Below are 19,297 nucleotides of genomic sequence, written 5' to 3'. Positions count from 1 at the left end.
TTAGACTACTCATATTAGTTAGATCATCAGGTATATTTCATTAGTTATACTGATTTGGATTCTAAGGGGGTAAATAAAAGGAATTTAGAGGAGAGGCAGGTTTCAAAGCCTGTTTCTTTTCTTTTGGATAAATAGAATTAACTAGGGGTGTATGTACATAATACATATTATTATTGTGGCTACTTGGTATCTATTTAAGTAATGCCGTTATCTAACGGGGGATTAAGATGGAGAAAATCATAAAAAGGATCATCATCATAATTTTGATTACCGGATATTTTAATATGGGAGCAGGGATAGGTACAGCTGAAGCCATTCAGGAAGAATTAACGGTTGCGCTGTCTCCGAATGCGATTAAAGGATTTGACCCTTTTCTGTATACACAGGCAAACGGTTCTCCTTTAATTCAAAGTACTTTATTATCCTTTGATAAGGATATGGGAATTACATATGATTTAGCTGATGAATATCAGGTCAGTGAAGATAAAATGACCTGGGAATTTAAAATTAGGGATGATGCATATTTTTCGAATGGGGAACAAGTGAAAGCGAGTGATGTAGCTTTTACCTTTAATACTGCTAAGTACAATGGATGGCAGGATTTATCTTTGTTAAAAGAAGTCAAGGTCATAGATGAATACACTATCCATTTCCGATTGGAGAAACCCTTGTCAACCTTTAGTTATACAGCTGCTCAGCTTGGAATAGTCCCTGAGAATCATTATGATGAATTATTCACATTGAATCCTATTGGTTCAGGTCCTTATATTCTGGAGGATTGGAATGCAGGAGAGCAGGCGGTTTTTGTCAGAAATGAGCAATATTATGGGAAAAAGCCTATCTTTAAAAGGATTATCATTCTTTTCATGAATGAGGAAGAAGCCTATGCAGCGGCGCAAAAGGATCTGGTAGATGTCGCTCAAACATCTCCCGCATTTGCAAATGTCGGCGTAATAGATGGAATGGATATCAATGCTTTTAAAGGTAGTGATCAGTATGGAATCTCCTTTACTGCTGCCCCAACGAAATCGGATGTCTCTGCCAAAGAAACTGGAAACGAGGTAACGAGTGAATGGCCCATCCGCCAGGCAATTAATTTAACAGTTAATCGTGATTACCTCATAAATGAAGTTCTATATGGATATGGAGAAGCAGCCTATCATGATGCTGAGCGGCTTCCATGGGGCCACAAAGATACAGAGGTTGAATATAATAATATCGACAAAGCTAAAGAAATTTTGCAAATTGCGGGATGGATTGATAATGATGAGGATGGTGTATTGGAAAAACAGGGAATAGAAGCGAAGTTTAAGCTTTTATTTTTGGAGTCTGACCCCATAGCGCAGTCCATGGGGACATTACTTATGCAACAATTAGCTGAAATTGGAATCTCAGTAGAAGTGGTTGGTCAGAATGAGAAGGAAATCAATTCAAATAAGTTTAATAATCCGTTAATTATGCGTGTGGGTAATCATAGTCCGATTGATTTGTATCATAGGTTCCATAAAGATAATTCTAAGGTGAATTTACATATATCTGCTGAAGTGAATCAGTTGGTTGAGGGAGTGCTCGCTAGCGGTGATTTTAAAATATGGCAATCAATTCTGAGGCAGACCGCGAAGGATTTACCATGGATATGGTTGGTCCATCCAGATCATTTATACTATACAAAGAAAGGATTAAATTTAGGGGAGGTGGCATTTCAATCAAATGAACAGCCTCTATCTTTGTTAAACAATATAGAAGAATGGACTTGGGAATAATAAGAAAAACCTCTCCTGTTACTGGGAGAGGTCTTGTGTTTTTTGTAAGTTGATTTGTTCGTCTGCTCTCTTTGGTCGTTTAACAAAGAAGGCAAGGATAAGAGCCAATACAGCAATAAATGTCGCTATAAAGAATGCATCGTTAATCCCATCTACTGTTGCTTGAGTATAGATTTGTGCCTCCAATTGAGCTATTTCTTCTGGACTTGGTTGACCGGTAAGCTTACTCATTGCTTTTTCTGCCAATTCTTCCGCATGTATTTTCGTACGTGATGTCATAACGGAAACAAGTAAGGCGGAACCAATTGCACCGGATACTTGATTAAGTGTACTGTTCATAGCTGTACCATGTGGATTTAATCGGGCAGGCAATGAATTCATCCCGTTGGTCATAATCGGCATCATGACCATTGACATACCGAACATACGAACAGAGTACATCACAATTAATGTTCCATAAGTAGTTTCAGTTGTTAATTGACTGAAGAAATAAGTTGTAGCGACTGTGATGGTTAAACCGATTATGGCAAGAATCCGACCGCCAAATTTATCAAATAATTTACCTGTAATTGGTGACATAATTCCCATAATGATTGCACCTGGAAGCATTAATAAACCAGAATCTAATGGGGATATACCACGTATATTTTGCAGGTAAATTGGCATTAAAATCATGGCTGAAAACATCGCCATATTCAAAACAATCGATATAGCTGAAGATAAGGAGAACATTGGATATTTATAGACACGGAAATCGAGCATCGGCTTTTCCAGTTGAAATTGGCGAACAATCAACAAAATCAAGCCAATTACACCTGCAATCAGTGTACCGAATACTTCAACATCATCCCAGCCTTTACTACCCGCCGAGCTGAATCCATATAATAACCCTCCGAATCCGACACTTGAAAAAATAACGGATAATACATCCAATGAAGCGTTACTTTTTTCTTTCTTATCTTTTAATTTAAAAATCGATAGTAGTAAAACAATAACGGCAAACGGGATGATCATATAGAACAGATATCTCCATTCATAATGTTCAATAATCCACCCTGATAATGTAGGACCAATTGCAGGGGCAAAAATCATAACAAGCCCTAAAATCCCCATCGCACCACCACGTTTTTCAATTGGGAAGCTCGTTAAAAGAACATTCATTAAGAGGGGCATCATAATGGCAGAGCCTGCTGCTTGAATCATTCTTCCAACCAATAATAATGCGAAGCTCGGTGCAAATCCGGAAAAGATTGTTCCGATTGTAAATAGAATCATCGCGGTTATAAATAAGTGTCTAACCGAGAACTTCTGAATTAAAAACGCTGTTGATGGAATGATAATTCCGTTTATCAGCATATAACCTGTTGCGAGCCACTGAATCGTTGTTGGCTCAACTTTAAAATCCGCCATCATGGACGGAAGGGCAACATTCAATAATGTTGAATTCAATATAGATACAAATGCACCGGCTAAAAGAATGGCTATAATCCCATAATTGGGACGCATTTGTTGTCTTTCTGTTGCTGTCATGTACTTCTCTCCTTTTGATTTATACTATATGTTTAATTATTAGACTCATAATTCATGTTGATTATATTACTCTCTTTCTTTTCGTTTAGCAATTAAAATAATTTAGAATATATAAATTTGTATTTACCCTAAAAATAAGCTAATATACACTCAAATAACTGAAGTCATAGGAATGGATTGAGTTGTTATGAACGTAAGAAAAAAGCAAGTTATCAGCCATGCAAAGAAACTTTTCATTGGAAAGGGATATAGAAATACGTCTATTCAAGAAATTATTGAAGATAGCGGGATCTCCAGAGGAACATTTTATAATTATTTTCCTTCTAAAAGTGAACTTTTCAAAGCTGTATACGATTCCTTCCTTGAAGAGTATCACCAACAGCGAGATGAATTAATTATTGGGAGGGATCTCAGTAATATAGACATCTTTATAGAGCAACTTTATGTACAAAGGAAATCACATTCGCATAATCAATTATTTGCCCTTATTGAAGATGTAATGGTATCTAATGATATTGAACTAAAAGATTATTTGAAACAAACGAGATGGTTATATTTAAATTGGATTCACAACCGCCTTGTCGATATTTTTGGGGTGGAGAAGAAACCGTATTTGTTAGATTGTGCAATTATTCTATCCGCCATGGTCCAACACCACATGCATTTTTATAGTATTGCAAAAGGAGATCTTGATGCGAAAAAAGCAATTCGTTATTATTTAGATCGCATAAAGGTGATTGTTGATGATGTAAGTAAGAATGATGTTGTTTTAATAGAACCGGAAGTGTTAACTATGTTTATTCCGGGGGGTCCAAAAGGAAACAGGGATTTTTGCTACGATTTAATCCAATCCGTTAACCAACTAAAGACTTACCTTGAACAAGAGGTTGTTGATGCTGAGTTTCGTGCGGAAAAGCTACAAATAATCGAATTCCTGCAAGATGAACTATTGCATAATAAAGAGCCGCGACATTACTTAGTTAAAAATATGATTGCTTCATTAAATCATGATTCTATCTTGAGGGGTACTTCCTGCTATGGAAGGTTTAGAGAAATCATCATGGAATGGTTGAATAAGTAATAGAAGAGCCATGTTAGCAAGTAGTTTGCCATAGCATGGCTCTTTTTGGGCGAGTCATTTTGTTATGGGCTATTTTGATACAAATTTAAGACCAATGGCAGAGATTAAAATGAGTAATATGAAAATAATTCGTTTTAAGCTTTTCGCTTCTCCAAATAAAAGCATGCCAATTAATGCTCCTCCACTGGCACCAATACCAGTCCATACAGCATAGGCAGTACCCATGGGAAGTGTCTTCATTGCGAATGATAGACAGAAAAAGCTCCCCGAAAAACCGACAATCAAAAGAAGCAGAGATAAGAGATCCCTATTTTTATTCAATCTATTAATCATGCCGACCCCAAATATTTCTAAAAATCCAGCGATAACCAGTGCAAACCAGGCCATTATTAGTTAGCCTCCTTTTTGGAGGTGTCTTCATCAGTCACTATTTTTAAACCAATCACACCTATTAATAAGAGAAGAATTAATGCTATTTTCTCTATTTTTAACGGTTCATCAAAGAAGAGAATCTCCGCAATAACCGTTCCAGCTGTTCCCAATCCGACAAAGACAGCGTATACCGTCCCAACCGGCAGGTAGCGGCTTGCATCAATCATCATATAAAAGCTGATACAGATTGCAGCAAGTGTAATCAGCCACATCCATATACTGTCTGCATTTTTAAGACCGCTTACCCAGATGATTTCAAAGAAGGCCCCTATAATAACCTTTAACCAATGTCTGTTCATCAAAACAACTCCCTAGTGATATAACAATATAGCAGATTGTTTGTACTGTTGTTCATTTTAGCAATTATAAAATTGGTTTGCGAGTAGAAGAATCGAGAAAGAGTTTGATAAACTAATTATATAAGAAAGGTACGGGGGTGAAATAAGATGGATGATCCAACTATTTCGACCAAGGAATTAGTAAAAAAAATTCGCTATATAGACGACACCTATCCGAAAGAGGAACTTGATCTTCTATTGATTCGTGAGGATGCTATTCCTGAACTATTGAGTATATTAGATTTGGTTCGCAAGGAACCAGAATTGTTTCTTAGTGAACCTGATCGAATTGACCATATTTATGCAGCTGTTTTGTTGGGACAGTTAAACATCAGAGAAGCATTTTATCCATTTTTACAAACATTAAAATTACCGGATGATAATGCATTGGAATTATATGATGATTACCTGGTTACAACGGCTGGCCGTATACTTGCTGATACATATCCCGGTGAAATAGTTATGGATGGAAATATCCCTTCCATGCCGGATTTGGATGCATTATTTGATTTAATTGATGATCAATCTTTGGATGAGTGTATTCGTGCTACTGGAATTCAAGCAATTACATCCCTTGTCCTGCAAAAACGTATATCAAGGGAAATGGTTGAATATTACTATCATGATCTACTGCAGGGGGATTTGGTAGATGAATCAGGTTATATGTATACCATTCTAATTGATTCATGTATGGTATTAAATTTCCGAGATTTATATGATGATATCGCAGAGGTTTTTGCCCAAAAGAAAGTGAATGCCCTTGATATGTCGCTCGATGATGTGGAGGAGCAATTTAGGAACTATGATCCGTTATATGCAGATGATTGCCGGCCCATTACAAATGTTCATGAAGAGTTCACTTGGTGGGCTGGTCATTATCAACCCGGAAATTCACAGGCTTCCAGAAGCATAAAAGTGGGCAGAAATGATTCATGCCCATGCGGAAGCGGGAAAAAGTATAAGAAATGCTGTGGGAAATCTTGATTTATACACTTTATGGGTTTTAGCCCCCGTATGTACAAGTTGGGTTTGTGTACATATGGGGGTATTTTGTATGCGTTAAAAGGGAACTTACTCTACGATTTTGATGGAAGATTAAAGGAGCTATTTACTATAATGCTGTTTCAGGTCTTTGAGAGTTAATATTGTACAATTATTGTAATTTTTCAGAGTTTCAATACGTTCGTCACACTTTATTCCTACATTTAAGCTTATAGGAAAATGGAAGGTTACTATTAGAAATATAATAAATAAACAATTATTTATATATTTGGGATTTTTTATAATATAATTCAACTAAGCTAAAGAAATGTTAGAGAAAGTGGTGGATGAGATGGATTTGAAGAAGTCAGATCGACTAAGTAGCGGTGACAGGATAGCTACTGCCAGTTTTTCTTGGGGTGGGGCAGGAGATCCAGATATTCGCTGGCGTTATCAGATAGGGAAAAAACGGTTGGAGGAGTTTGGTTTAGAAGTTATTGAGCTGCCTCATACATTAAAGGGATCAGAGTATGTATATAATCATCCAGAAGAACGGGCACGCGATTTGATGGATGCCTTTCAAAATCCATCGATTAAGGGGATATTCTCTTGTATTGGCGGAGATGACAGCATTCGAATGCTGCCATACATTGATTATGAGGTAATCAAAAATAATCCAAAGATTTTCCTTGGCTATTCTGACTCTACCGTCACGCATTTTATTTGTTATAAGGCAGGGGTAATGAGTTATTATGGTCCTTCGATTCTGGCTGAATTTGCAGAGAATGTAGAGGCTTTTGATTATACGAATCATTGGGTGAAACGGGTTTTATTTTCTGGTGAACCTATTGGCGAAGTTGGACCGCCATCTGAATGGACAAGTGAATTTATCCCTTGGGAAAAGCAAAACTGGACACGTAAAAGAAAAACATCACCGCATAGCGGTTATGAGTTATTACAGGGAGAGGGAATACATAAGGGGAAATTATTAGGAGGATGCATGGATGTGCTGGAAATGCTTAAAGGGACTGTAGTGTGGCCTGCAATTGATGAATGGAAGGATAAACTGATATTTTTTGAGACATCAGAAGTGAAAGTGAGTCCGGATCTGTTTCTTGGATGGCTGCGAAATTACGCGGCGCAGGGAATTCTGCAAAATGCTAAGGGTTTATTATTTTCCAAGCCATATGATGATTGTTATTACGATGAGTATAAGGAAGCAATCCTTAGTGTGGTACGGGATGAGCTAAAGTTAACGGATTTGCCGATTCTATATAATATGAGTTTTGGACATACGGCTCCAATGAGTATTATTCCTCTCGGGGCTATGGCTGAATTGGATTGTGAAAGAAAAACATTTAGCATACTTGAAGCGGGTGTGAATTAAGGTTCGAGGTTTACACACTCCCGAAGCAGGGACTATGAAGGTAACTAAAGCTGAAATAGGAGTTTTAGAGGTCAATCTTCTAAGAAGGGGGAGGTTGAGTAGCCTTCCTTTTAATATTCCATAGCTCTTCATTGAAAGCAGATAAATATGCCATTAGAGGGTAGGTTAAGAACTTCATAGGGGGAAATGTATGGAATATAGGGGACCTAGTGTTTATGATCAGGAAGATTTTTTTTTGGATTATATGAAAAGAAGAAGTAGGAAAGATAGTCCCAATAATGCTATTGAAACTCCAATCATGTATGAGCTAATACAAGATTTTCAAAATAAAGATATACTAGATTTGGGCTGCGGTGACGCTTCCTTCGGCAAAGATTTAGTAGAACGCGGTGCAGCGTCCTACAGTGGAATAGAAGGCTCTGAACAAATGGTGGAAGCAGCTAAGAGGAACCTATCACAAGTGAATGGAAGCGTGCATCTTCATACGATGGAATCATATACATACGGAGAAGAAAAGTTTGACATTGTAACTTCCAGATTTGCAATCCATTATGTAGCTGATATTGATGCTTTGTTTCAAAACATCGATTTGTCTTTAAAAGAGGAAGGTAAGTTTGTTTTCAGTGTTCAGCATCCTCTTACGACCGCATCTTTTACTAGTAAAAAAAAAGGTGATAGACGTGAAAATTGGATTGTGGATGACTATTTCCTGGAGGGGGAAAGAAAAGAACCTTGGATTGAACAAATCGTGGTGAAATATCATCGAACAGTCGAACAGTATTTTAGAGCGCTTATCAGTTCTGGATTTTCAGTGGTTGATTTGCGAGAAGGTACACCTGTGCGTGATAACTTTACCGATGAGAAAGAATATAAAAGAAGGCTTAGAATTCCAGTTGTGCTGGCATTTTCGTGTATAAAAAATAAAAACGTATGAAACAGAACACCTGGCTGATGTGGGTGAAATTGTACTGAGTGGTTCAGTCTATAAGTGTATAGAGGTTGATCAAAAGTAAAAACTCTTTTTCTCTAAAGAAAAAGAGTTTTTACTTCGCTAATCCAATTCTTTAATTAACTACTCGTTTTGCTCCTACATAACGTTTCTTCCAATAATCGAGATTCATATCTTGTGTTTTAACTCCTTTTGATGTAGCGCCAATGAATTTATTATTGCCGATATAAATGGCAACAAATGATACCTTTTTCCCGTCCGTTTTATAAAATACTAGATCCCCGGCTTTTAATTTGTTTTTGGCAACGGAAGTACCTGTTTTATATTGATCGGCACTGGTACGTGGTAATTTTTTTGCAACGCTTTTTGAGAATACATACTGTGTGAAACCGGAGGCATCGGACCCTTTTGGTGTTGTTCCGCCCCATTTATATGGACTGTTCGTTATTTTTTTGAATAAGCAACCGCCTTTTGACTTTTAGACTGTGCTGCATCAGCATGCATTGGGCTGAAGAAAGTTGAAAAGAGTAGAAGAACGGCTGTTACGACGGCAAACAGAATAGAGGATTTTCTTGCATGTAAAGCTAACGTTAACATCCCTGCTTTCAAAGATTTTTTTGACACAAGGATATCTTATTATTGAGCAGAGCATTTTATGATTCAAATATTACTTTCTTACCTTCCTGCTTAACCTCCCCTTTTTTGTGAAAATAAAAGTATAATAGCACTGTAAACTATGAAATATATGAGGGAACAGCATGATTTTATTGAAAAATACAAGAGTTAAAGGAATTTTACTGGTATTAACTGCCGGTATATTATGGGGAGTATGCGGAACAGTAGCGCAGTATTTATTTCATTATGCCGGATTTACCCCGGAATGGGTTGTGGGTATTCGCTTGCTTGTATCTGGGGTGGTTCTCTTGATTCTAGCCTCTTTAAAAGTAAAGAGTAGGATAGGTGCTATTTGGAAGGACAGGAAAGACGCAATAAGTCTTTTATTGTTCAGCATTTTAGGTTTATTGGCTGTGCAATACACATTTTTTATGGCTATCAATTATTCCAATGCGGCTACAGCCACCGTTTTACAGTACTTAACACCCGTTATCATTACCTGTTATTTTGCCTTAATTTCAAAAAGGTTGCCTACAAATAAAGAAATCCTTGTTGTAGGTTTGGCCATATTAGGGACATTTTTGATTGCAACTAAAGGAAATATGCATAGTTTATCCATTTCGGTTAGTGCTTTGATGTGGGGAATTGGTTCGGCATTCGCTCTGGCATTTTATACTTTGCTTCCGCGTAAGCTGCTTCCTAAATGGGGTTCAACTCTCGTTTTAGGCTGGGCAATGCTAATAGGAGGAATTTGCTTTTCATTTTATAATCCTCCATGGGAGTTTCAGGGAGATTGGAGCTTTTATGCAATACTTGCTGTTATTTTTGTGATTATATTTGGTACGATTGTTCCGTTTATATGCTATTTGGAAAGTATGAAATATATTCGAGCTACAGAGGTAAGTGTGCTGGCATCTGTGGAACCAGTTGCTGCAGCGGTTGTATCCATACTTTGGCTGCATGTTACGTTTGGAATAGCCGAGTGGCTTGGTACAATCTGTATTATCAGTACCGTCTTCATTTTAGCCCTTTTTGATAAACCGGCAGGGAAGAAATCCAGTGATAATCATTGAGTAAAACAAACAGGATCCCAATTTGTTTAAGAATTGGGATCCTGTTGCTGTTTATCGGTACGAATCATGGCTGGGATGAAATAAATGATCTTCCGCGTTTCTTACAATAGAAAAATGTTCTATATTGTAATGGCCATGAAGTGTTTTATTATGATGGTTTATGATTTGTTCCGGGCTTAAAATGTCATTGCCGATTGTGGAATGTCCATCACCAACTAAAGTGACATCGAAGCCATTAATAGTAGCGGTTCTGACTGCACTATCAATACAATGCTGTGTTTCGCAGCCCATTATAACAATATGATTAATTTCATTAGATTTTAAATAATTTAATAGTCCAGTTCCGTGAAAGGAATTCGTTGCTGCTTTGTCAAAGAATTTTGTTTCCACAGGTAGATGAATTTCATCATGAACTTGAAATCCTTTCCCTTTACCTCCGGCTATATCAAGATCTCTTACACAAACTATCGTGGCATTTGCCTCTTTTGCCTTTTTAATTACTAAATTAATATTTTGAATAAGCTGTTCTTTTTTAAAAACAGCCCTCATGTCTTGATTCCCATCTATTAGTTCCTGTTGTGCATCAATAATTAATAATAGTTGATTCAACTGATTTTCCCCTTTCTAATTTGGGGAAGCGCTCTTTTATTTAGCTGTATTCCCCTTGGTTTTTTTTGAGTTGTGATATAGTCCCATATTCATATAATTAACCTCCTTGATAATATAATGCCTAAAAATTAATAAATGTAATTTTCAGACAATTAAACCTTAACATAGCTTCTTTTAAAAAGATACGCAAAAATAAAAAAGCCACCGATCTAGTCGGCGGCTGTATTGCTGTAATGAACGTTGATTAAATACTTTTATTTCGGTTAAACAGATAGCTTTCGCCCTTTTCGTATAGAGCGATGGATTGTCTAATCCATTTTTGTTTAGGAATAATTTTGTGAACGAGCAAAGCCGCACCTATTCCAAGAAGTGCACCTACTAAAATATCAACGGGGTAATGGACTCCTACATAGATTCGGGAAATAGAAAGAAGGAGTGCAAGTGTTGTCCATAAATACCAGAATCGTTTACGAAAGAGGGCAATGGTTATACAAACTGAGAAGAATACAATCGTATGATCACTCGGAAAAGAATTTCCAACCTCTTTTTCAATTAACTTGTTTACATCGGACCAAACGGCAAATGGCTGATGATGTGAATAAATCATACCAATTAACTTGCCCGTTACTTCGGCGATAAAAAAAGCAATAACAGCACTGACAACCATTAATTTATTTCTAGTATTACGAGTTAGCCAGTAAAACAACAGAACCAGTATTAAGCAGTATACTGTATATTCAGCAAAAAAAATAAAAAGTGGATTGATGTCCGGATACTCTTTACCAATGTCATTGACTGCACGAAATAATGTGATATTTGCTTCAGAATTAGTCATTTTTTCATTTCCTCCCAAGTTATTCTATTATGGATAATTTACTTAAATATTTCAAGAGATTCTATATAGTATTTGTATTCTAGACGATATCGTTTAGCTGTATGAAAGGATTATGATAAAATTTAACAAAACTAAGAATAAGAGGAGGCTAAAAATGAAACTGCCATTATCGGGGACGGAACGGAGTAATCTTCGTAAAAACAAGGTTCGAATAGACCAAATACCAACGAAAACAACAGAAGAATTAAAAATCATACTGAATTGTTCTACAAATCGGGCTAAGGAGTTAAAAGGTCTGTTAGACTTTCAGGAAATCCCTTCAATCGGGTTGGGTGCATCTAAAATGATGGTACAAGTACTGGGATTCTATTCTGTAAACGACGTTAGAAATGAAAATCCTGCAGAATTATTCGACCGCTATGAAGAATTGGTTGGATGCCGTGTCGATCCATGTGTGGAAGATCAAATCCGCTGTATTGTTTATCATGCCAATGAATTGAATTGTGTGTTAGTATGGTCTGATTTTACGGACGAGCGGAAGGCATATCGAAATACTCAGGGATATCCTCCTACTCGCCCTGAAAAGTAGTGATCCCCTTGTATGACCTCTTTAGAAGAATCATTGAAAAAGCCCATATAAATAGGAGGCCAATATGAAAAAAATATTTCGCTTGTTACCCCCCTTTTTGATTATGATGGCTCTGCTTGGTTGTTCAAAGGAAGAGAAAAATGACACGGTTGTTAAACAGACTGAGACAGATGAAAAGCAGCCATATGAGATAGAAGTCGTTGCTGAAGGTCTCAATGTACCATGGGAAATGGTTATAGCCGATGATGGACGAATATTTTTTACGGAACGGCCTGGCCAAATAAGAGAAATCCGTAATGGGAAAGTAAGGGAAGAACCTCTCCTGTCTTTGCCAGCGCCTTTTATCAGTGAAGGGGAGGGAGGATTACTTGGACTGGCACTGGATCCTGATTTCCAAACGAATCATTTTATGTATACGTATCACTCCTATGAAGATAATGGTGAAATCAAAAATCGTATTCTTCGTCTTGTAGTAGGTGACAATCAAGCAAGGATTGATAAAGTGATCCTTGATGGAATTGTTGGAGATACAAATCATAATGGTGGGAGAATTAAGATTGGACCAGACGGGATGCTTTATATTACAGCAGGAGATCGGTATGAACCTGACTTAGCCCAGGATAAGACAAGTATGGGCGGTAAAATTTTTAGAATCCATCTTGATGGTTCCATTCCGGATGATAATCCAATTGAGGGGTCGCCTGTCTATAGCTACGGGCATCGCAATCCGCAGGGACTTGCCTGGCATCCTGTTACAGGAGATTTATTCAGTTCGGAACATGGTCAATCAGCACATGACGAAATTAATTTGATTGAAGCAGGGAAAAACTATGGATGGCCAATAATTCAGGGGGATGAAGCAAAAGAGGGAATGGAAACGCCGATTGCTCATAGCGCAACTGAAACATGGGCCCCGTCGGGAATGACATTTGTCTCGAAGGGTGAATGGAAAAACCAATTGCTGATTGCCAATCTGCGTGGCGTGCAGGTTCTTAAGGTAGAGCTTGATGAATCCGGAAAACAGGTGAAAAGCATAGAATCGCTCTTTAAAGATCAGTATGGGCGCATCAGGAATATCATCGAAGCGCCGGATGGAACCTTATATATGATGACGAATAATAGGGATGGCAGGGGGAATCCATCAGACAAGGATGACCGCATCATCAGGTTGATTCCTAAAACGGGTATTTGACTAATCTATACGAATATGGAAAAAGTGAAGATCCTAAGTCAGGAGACCTACCATTCTTTTTTAACACTACAACACCTACGTGGAGATAGGGAGGTGTGAAAAGTAGTAAACCTAAGTTTTAGGGAACGTTTTTTAAGCATTTCTATCTTTTTAGTAGAAGAGGATAGAAATGCTTTTTAGTTTGGGCTTTTTTAGATAGGGGGACTAGCATGTTAAACAGTATTTGGGATATCCGAGAATCGGAGAACCAAGATTTAAGATTAGCACTTCATATTTAAGAAATCATTCTAAAAATGAAGTGTTTTTTGCATTAAAATAGATAAAAAGGAGAGATGGAGAGGGAGTTGAGATGCATCCCACGCTGTCCGGTCTCTTGGTCAATTAAAGACTGATAGAGTACGAGGACATGTTGATTCATAGAATCCAGCTGTTTCAGCACTTTGTTCGATGAAGAAAATTCACTTTTAACATAGAACAGTGAACCTAAGTTTAAATATATCCAGATAAATCCAATTGATAATAAACTCCAGAAGAAACGATGGCCAATTTGCCATTTGAAGACTTTTTTATACAGAGTAACTCACTCTTTCTAATGGGATTAAAAATTATTTCTACAATATTTTACAGTTTAATTATAGGTTATTTTGTAAACTTTTGGATTTATTTATATATCCTAAATGGAGTGCTGTATAGAAGTTACGATATAGTATTCTCTAAATTTTTGGGGAATAAATATACGTTAATATTCGATATATACCATTTTCTTTTATACTAGGTGAATTTGGAATTGATTGTTAATAGAATTCATTATCTGAGGTCAGTATAATAATAAGGTTGCGATTATTATCATATTATTATGGAGAGAAGAATCAGCATGCTTAAACAATATATTCACGATTTGCATAATGAATTTGCCGGCTATAATTCTGAAAAGCTACGCAAAGATATTATGGCTGGTATTACAGTAACCGCTGTTGCACTTCCTTTATCTCTAGCGTTCGGGGTGAGCAGTGGGGCGGATGCGGCTGCTGGATTAATTACAGCGATTCTTGCAGGATTAATTATCAGTATGCTATCAGGCGCGTCCTATCAAATATCAGGACCAACGGGAGCGATGTCTGCTATATTGATTGCTGTTGTTGCCCAGTATGGACTTGATGGAGTATTTATTGCCTGTTTGCTGGCGGGTATCCTACTGGTGATTGCCGGTCTACTGAAATTTGGCCGTGTCGTTTCTATCATACCGATGCCAGTTATAACGGGGTTTACATCAGGAATTGCTATCATTATAGCGATGGGACAAGTAGATAACTTTTTTGGAGTCGAATCGAGCGGAGAGAATCCAATTGCCCAAATCATGTCTTATATAGAGAATGGTTTTAATCCTGATTTTGCTACATTATTAATTGGTATTATAACAGTTGTCACGATGATTGTATGGCCGAAAAAATGGAACGCCATAATCCCGTCATCCTTAGCAGCCTTACTGATTGTTTTAATTATTAATACCGTTTTAAAATTACCGGTTGCGGTCGTGGGAGATATACCGAAAACATTTTTTCCGGAAAATCGACTGGTATTTAGTGATTTATCCCTCGCTAAAATAGAAGCCTTGATATGGCCGGCAATCAGTATTGCGGCATTAGGAATGATTGAAAGTTTATTATGCGGAGCATCTGCCGGTCGCATGGTTGGAGAAAAAATGAATGGGGATCGGGAACTAGTTGCACAGGGAATTGGGAACATGATTATCCCATTCTTTGGCGGTGTTCCGGCTACTGCTGCGATTGCCCGTACGAGTGTAGCGATTAAAGCTGGTATGGTAACAAGATTGACGGGGATTTTCCATGCGATTGGTTTGCTTTTGTCAATGTTTCTCCTCAGCCCAATTATGTCGAGTATACCGATGTCTGCATTAGCAGGTATTTTGATTGTGACTGCATGGCGGATGAATGAATGGGAAAGTATTCATTATATCTTTTCTCACAAATTCAAAGGCGCTATCTTTAAATTTTTGCTAACATTGCTAGCTACTGTTGTGTTTGATTTAACGGTTGCCATTGTTGCAGGAATTGTCCTTTCAGCCATATTGTTTGTTATTAACAGTGCCGACGTAGAAATGAATGTCAGTAAAGTTGATATCGAAAAATTGGAAGGAAAAGGGATAAAATCAAATCAGACATACGAAGATATTCGGGTAGTTTATCTCACCGGTCCTATATTCTTTGCAACGGTGAGCTCTTTGACTGAGCGCCTTGAAGACATTAATCAAGGAGTTATGATCCTTTCTATGCGTGGAGTATCCTCCATTGACGGTTCAGGAGTACAAGCTATGGTGGAATTCTGTGAATTAAAGAAACAAGAAGGTGTAAAAATCATCTTTAGCGGAGTACAGCGGAGAGTTCTTAGCAGATTTGAAAGAGGTGGTATTCTGGATGTTGTTGGAGAAGACAATATATTCTGGAGTACTGACCAGGCGCTTGCAAAAATTAATCAAATACAAGGTTAATATAAAGATGGAAGGAGAGTGCCGAGTAGGCTACTCTCCTTTTTTTGATGCAAGCTAAGATAGCTTTTTACCTAATATTAGATACCGTTCTTTTGTCTTTTCATTAGGGAAGAAGGAATCATCAATGACAATCCATCCTTTTCTAACATATAGATTCCGTGCAGCCAGATTGGATTGTTGGGTTGTTAATATAGTTGTATCAAAAGGTATGTCTTTCATTAGGGAATCATGTAATAGTGATCCGATTCCTTTTTGGCGCACGGATGGATGAACACATAATTCAACGAACTCAAAACAATTTGCCAGCCATTCATTGGATAAGTCAGGTTTCAAATGGCTTGTCAATAGTTCGCGATAATATTGGCCTGATAGAGAAGCATAACCATAGGCAAATCCAACAGGCATTTCCTCTTCATCCAGGCATACAAATCCTCTGAAACCAGCGTAGTCCATGTGCCGCATGAATCGTTCTGTACAGTCGGTATTAATATTCCATATTTGTTGATACAGAGAAACGATTGGCTTAAGCAAATCATCTGTTCGATTCCACTTTACCATTTGTATCATAATTTCTTATTCAAAGATTGAACTGATTTGTTGGATTTCTTCACGGGATAACATAACTTCCAGTGTTTTAAGATTATCAACGACTTGTTCCGGCTGTTTTGCGCCAGGGATAACAACATCAATTGAATCCTGCGCCAAGTACCATGCCAGGACAAGATGAGCGATTTCAACGTCTTTAGCTTTCGAAATCTTTCGCAGTTGTTCTACTTTTTCTAGGTTTTGCTTAAAAAGTTCTGCCTGAAATAATGGATTACGGGAACGTCCATCATTAAAAGTAGAATGCTTTGTGAATTTTCCGGTTAAAAGACCAGAAGCCAGCGGGAAGTATGGGACAAAGGAAATTTTGTGTTGGGCGGTATAGGGGAGAAGCTCTTTTTCAGCATCTCTTTTAAATAGATTGTACTCAGATTGGATTACATCCACGTATCCATCTTTATTGGCTTCTTTTAATTGCTCCAATGAAAAATTGGATACCCCGATCGCACGGATTTTTCCGGCATCTTTTAGTTTCTTTAAGGCGCCGACTGCCTCGTCCTTTGGTGTATCCTGATCTGGGAAATGAATGTAGAAGAGATCTATATAATCTGTACGTAAACGCATTAGACTTTCTTCCACAGTTTTAATAAGGAATGCAGGGGAGTTATCAACTACAACATCATTTTCAATGAATTTATGAGCCCCCTTTGTAGCTATAACAAGGTTTTCACGATTGCCTTTTTCTTTAACAATTTCTCCAATTAATTCTTCTGACCGTTCCGGGCCATAAATATAGGCAGTATCAATAAAATTCACGCCATAATCGATGGCAGTCCGTACGATTTCCCGTCCTGTTTCCTCATCGAGATTTGGGTAGATATTGTGGCCTCCAACTGCATTAGTTCCAAGACCTATCGGATTTACAAGTAAGTCTGTTTTACCTAGCTGAATTTTGTTATTCATAAAAAAACCCCCTTAACATGTAATGATTCAATCATAGCAAAGGTGAGGAAGTATATGGAAATGATAGGGTTTAGAAATAGATAAATAGCTAAAGGCCCTAAGAGATAATCTTAGGGCCTTTATGCAAGAGGGGGGATTTATGTTCTATGGCTTTTATGATGTGTTCTACCATTAGTATAATTCAAATGATAACGATTATCAATATCATTTAGATGAAAAAGATATTAAATTTATTACGAATAAGTAACTAAATTTTCGAGGGGGAATTTGAATCAATATAAAAGCAATAAATTTGGACGAATTCATAATCCGAACCGAAATCATTAACTGCTGAACCCAGCAAACCAATGATTAGCTTCTTCCATGTTTACTTGTTACAAATCATAACCTGCTTACGAATGAGCGTTATGTTTGCTACCCTTTTTGTAACTCACTAGAATAAAGGTCATACAAAGGAGGAATAGTTCATGAATGAAAAATACGCTTCTCTTTTTGAAAGCTATACACTGCCAAATGGCGTTACGCTGAAAAACCGATTCATACTCGCTCCAATGACACATTACTCTTCTAATCCTGATGGTACGATTTCCGATCAGGAGCTTCCATATATCGCGCAGCGTTCTAAGGATATCGGCTTAGTCATCACTGCTGCAACAAATGTATCCGATAACGGAAAGGCGTTCCCAGGACAGCCATCCATTGTACGCGATACATATATAGCAGGTCTGAAGAAGTTAGCAGATACAATAAAAGGCGAAGGAGCTAAAGCAATCATCCAACTTCACCACGGTGGACGGGAATCAGGAGCAGATCTTGTACCCAATGGGGATGTAGTTGCTCCAAGCGCTGTAGAAAAAGAAGGTGCAGCTACACCACGTGCACTGGAAACTGCAGAAGTACAGCAAATCGTTGCTGATTTCGGCGAAGCAACTCGACGTGCTATCGAAGCTGGTTTTGATGGCGTCGAAATTCATGGTGCAAATGGGTATATTATCCAACAATTCTACTCTCCATTTTCCAATCGCCGTGAAGATGAATGGGGCGAGCGCTTGCGTTTCCCCTTGGCTGTCATCGACTCAGTCAGAAGTGCTGTTGATAAACACGGCTCCAAAGACTTTATAGTTGGTTATCGTTTCTCTCCTGAGGAACCGGAAACTCCTGGATTAACGATGAAAGAAACACTTGAGCTGATTGATGCTCTAGTGGAAAAGCCATTAGATTACCTGCATGTTTCTTTAATGGACTTCCATTCCACAGCTCGCCGCGGTGCGGATGCGAGCGCCAAACGCATTGATTTGATCCAGGAACGCATCAATAATAGAATGCCTCTTATCGGCGTTGGATCCTTGTACTCTGCCGAAGACGTGGCTGCAGCCAAAGATACGGGAGTACCATTGATTGCCATGGGACGTGAATTGTTAATCGACCCGGAATTCGTTACAAAGCTCAAAGAAGGACGCGAAGACGAAATCATCCGCCTAATTGATCCTGCCCGTGAAGATCATCACGGCCTTCCGGATCCGCTTTGGAACATCATCCTGCAGACAAAAGGCTGGGTTCCGACAAAAGAATAGCAGGAGATAGCCAATAAAGGGAAAATTCAGCATTGGTACTTATGCCATAAAGAGATTTTGAGTATAAACAGATAGAAGGATTGCTTTTAAAAACCTCTCATATGAGAGGTTTTTTGTAGGCTTTTTTTCTGCTAATTCATGATTTATTTTATTGATTGAGTGAGCTGCAACTAACCTGTCACTTCTCAAATTCAAAGTAAGTCTATCCTCATCAATGTGGTCCGTCTTGAGAATGTTCAGGTCACTTTTACTGCGTCCCATTCACTCGTAAAACTGAGAAAAGGCCGATTGTGCTATGGTATATTGTAGTTAAATGAAGAAAAGGATGTTCGGT

At 37.9% G+C, this 19,297-nt stretch carries 19 protein-coding genes; 10 read left to right on the top strand and 9 right to left on the bottom strand.

Annotation, left to right across the window (positions count from 1 at the left end):
- Window positions 1-227: 227 nt before the first annotated feature.
- A complete protein-coding gene (locus AC4G3N_RS14700; RefSeq protein WP_491090436.1) occupies window positions 228-1,763 on the top strand; it encodes an ABC transporter substrate-binding protein in 1,536 nt (511 codons plus the stop codon).
- Between the two features lie 18 nt (window positions 1,764-1,781).
- On the opposite strand, the gene AC4G3N_RS14695 is transcribed toward AC4G3N_RS14700, so the two are convergent.
- Window positions 1,782-3,293, bottom strand: coding sequence for a DHA2 family efflux MFS transporter permease subunit (locus AC4G3N_RS14695; RefSeq protein ID WP_066108113.1), 1,512 nt, complete (start codon window positions 3,291-3,293; stop codon window positions 1,782-1,784).
- 187 nt (window positions 3,294-3,480) lie between these two features.
- On the opposite strand from AC4G3N_RS14695, the gene AC4G3N_RS14690 reads away from it, so the two are divergent.
- Window positions 3,481-4,374, top strand: coding sequence for a TetR/AcrR family transcriptional regulator (locus AC4G3N_RS14690; RefSeq protein ID WP_066108110.1), 894 nt, complete (start codon window positions 3,481-3,483; stop codon window positions 4,372-4,374).
- A 69-nt stretch (window positions 4,375-4,443) separates the two neighbouring features.
- On the opposite strand, the gene AC4G3N_RS14685 is transcribed toward AC4G3N_RS14690, so the two are convergent.
- Entirely contained in the window at window positions 4,444-4,761 is a 318-nt protein-coding gene (locus AC4G3N_RS14685; protein ID WP_066108107.1) for a DMT family transporter, read from the bottom strand.
- A gap of 2 nt (window positions 4,762-4,763) precedes the next feature.
- Window positions 4,764-5,105: a DMT family transporter gene (locus AC4G3N_RS14680; protein ID WP_066108103.1), complete on the bottom strand. Its 342-nt coding sequence runs from the start codon at window positions 5,103-5,105 to the stop codon at window positions 4,764-4,766.
- A gap of 147 nt (window positions 5,106-5,252) precedes the next feature.
- On the opposite strand from AC4G3N_RS14680, the gene AC4G3N_RS14675 reads away from it, so the two are divergent.
- From AC4G3N_RS14675 to AC4G3N_RS14665, 3 genes are all read left to right on the top strand, one after another.
- Window positions 5,253-6,128 carry a DUF1186 domain-containing protein gene (locus AC4G3N_RS14675; protein ID WP_066108100.1) on the top strand — a complete coding sequence of 292 codons (876 nt, stop codon included), beginning with the start codon at window positions 5,253-5,255 and terminating at the stop codon, window positions 6,126-6,128.
- 349 nt (window positions 6,129-6,477) lie between these two features.
- Window positions 6,478-7,512 (top strand): S66 family peptidase, encoded by a 1,035-nt coding sequence (locus tag AC4G3N_RS14670; protein ID WP_139892698.1) that lies wholly within the window; start codon window positions 6,478-6,480, stop codon window positions 7,510-7,512.
- A gap of 190 nt (window positions 7,513-7,702) precedes the next feature.
- Window positions 7,703-8,446, top strand: a complete 744-nt coding sequence (locus AC4G3N_RS14665) for a class I SAM-dependent methyltransferase (protein ID WP_139892697.1) — start codon at window positions 7,703-7,705, stop codon at window positions 8,444-8,446.
- Window positions 8,447-8,576: 130 nt separating this feature from the next.
- Here the strand turns inward: AC4G3N_RS14665 and AC4G3N_RS14660 are convergent, their stop codons facing one another.
- Together AC4G3N_RS14660 and AC4G3N_RS14655 are read right to left on the bottom strand one after the other, a co-directional pair.
- On the bottom strand, window positions 8,577-8,909 hold the full coding sequence (locus tag AC4G3N_RS14660) for a C40 family peptidase (protein ID WP_139892765.1): 333 nt from the start codon (window positions 8,907-8,909) through the stop codon (window positions 8,577-8,579).
- Window positions 8,906-9,085: a hypothetical protein gene (locus tag AC4G3N_RS14655; protein ID WP_139892696.1), complete on the bottom strand. Its 180-nt coding sequence runs from the start codon at window positions 9,083-9,085 to the stop codon at window positions 8,906-8,908. Before AC4G3N_RS14655 ends, AC4G3N_RS14660 begins: the two co-directional genes overlap by 4 nt.
- Before the next feature lie 134 nt (window positions 9,086-9,219).
- Here AC4G3N_RS14655 and AC4G3N_RS14650 point away from each other — a divergent pair, with 134 nt between their 5' ends.
- Window positions 9,220-10,149: an EamA family transporter gene (locus AC4G3N_RS14650; protein ID WP_066108095.1), complete on the top strand. Its 930-nt coding sequence runs from the start codon at window positions 9,220-9,222 to the stop codon at window positions 10,147-10,149.
- Window positions 10,150-10,200: 51 nt separating this feature from the next.
- Here AC4G3N_RS14650 and AC4G3N_RS14645 read toward each other — a convergent pair whose 3' ends face one another.
- Complete coding sequence (locus AC4G3N_RS14645) at window positions 10,201-10,758, bottom strand: isochorismatase family protein (protein WP_066108091.1); 558 nt, start codon at window positions 10,756-10,758, stop codon at window positions 10,201-10,203.
- 244 nt (window positions 10,759-11,002) lie between these two features.
- Window positions 11,003-11,593, bottom strand: coding sequence for an undecaprenyl-diphosphatase (locus AC4G3N_RS14640; RefSeq protein WP_066108088.1), 591 nt, complete (start codon window positions 11,591-11,593; stop codon window positions 11,003-11,005).
- A gap of 154 nt (window positions 11,594-11,747) precedes the next feature.
- Between AC4G3N_RS14640 and AC4G3N_RS14635 the strand changes: the two genes are divergently transcribed.
- The 3 genes from AC4G3N_RS14635 to AC4G3N_RS14625 all read left to right on the top strand — a co-directional run bounded on the left by AC4G3N_RS14635 (window position 11,748) and on the right by AC4G3N_RS14625 (window position 15,883).
- On the top strand, window positions 11,748-12,182 hold the full coding sequence (locus tag AC4G3N_RS14635; RefSeq protein WP_180350016.1) for a helix-hairpin-helix domain-containing protein: 435 nt from the start codon (window positions 11,748-11,750) through the stop codon (window positions 12,180-12,182).
- Window positions 12,183-12,246: 64 nt separating this feature from the next.
- Window positions 12,247-13,374 (top strand): PQQ-dependent sugar dehydrogenase, encoded by a 1,128-nt coding sequence (locus AC4G3N_RS14630; protein WP_139892692.1) that lies wholly within the window; start codon window positions 12,247-12,249, stop codon window positions 13,372-13,374.
- Window positions 13,375-14,248: 874 nt separating this feature from the next.
- Window positions 14,249-15,883 carry a SulP family inorganic anion transporter gene (locus AC4G3N_RS14625; protein ID WP_066108084.1) on the top strand — a complete coding sequence of 545 codons (1,635 nt, stop codon included), beginning with the start codon at window positions 14,249-14,251 and terminating at the stop codon, window positions 15,881-15,883.
- 54 nt (window positions 15,884-15,937) lie between these two features.
- On the opposite strand, the gene AC4G3N_RS14620 is transcribed toward AC4G3N_RS14625, so the two are convergent.
- The gene (locus tag AC4G3N_RS14620; protein ID WP_139892691.1) at window positions 15,938-16,450 is read right to left on the bottom strand and encodes a GNAT family N-acetyltransferase; all 513 of its coding nucleotides are present in this window, start codon (window positions 16,448-16,450) and stop codon (window positions 15,938-15,940) included.
- 6 nt (window positions 16,451-16,456) lie between these two features.
- On the bottom strand, window positions 16,457-17,389 hold the full coding sequence (locus AC4G3N_RS14615; RefSeq protein ID WP_139892690.1) for an aldo/keto reductase: 933 nt from the start codon (window positions 17,387-17,389) through the stop codon (window positions 16,457-16,459).
- 467 nt (window positions 17,390-17,856) lie between these two features.
- Between AC4G3N_RS14615 and AC4G3N_RS14610 the strand changes: the two genes are divergently transcribed.
- Window positions 17,857-18,963 carry an NADH-dependent flavin oxidoreductase gene (locus AC4G3N_RS14610; RefSeq protein WP_491090428.1) on the top strand — a complete coding sequence of 369 codons (1,107 nt, stop codon included), beginning with the start codon at window positions 17,857-17,859 and terminating at the stop codon, window positions 18,961-18,963.
- The last annotated feature ends 334 nt before the right edge of the window (window positions 18,964-19,297 follow it).

The sequence above is a fragment of the Bacillus sp. z50 genome, from assembly GCF_058313585.1.
The sequence above is the reverse complement of the archived record's forward strand: the minus strand, read 5'-3'. Positions and strand labels throughout refer to the sequence as shown.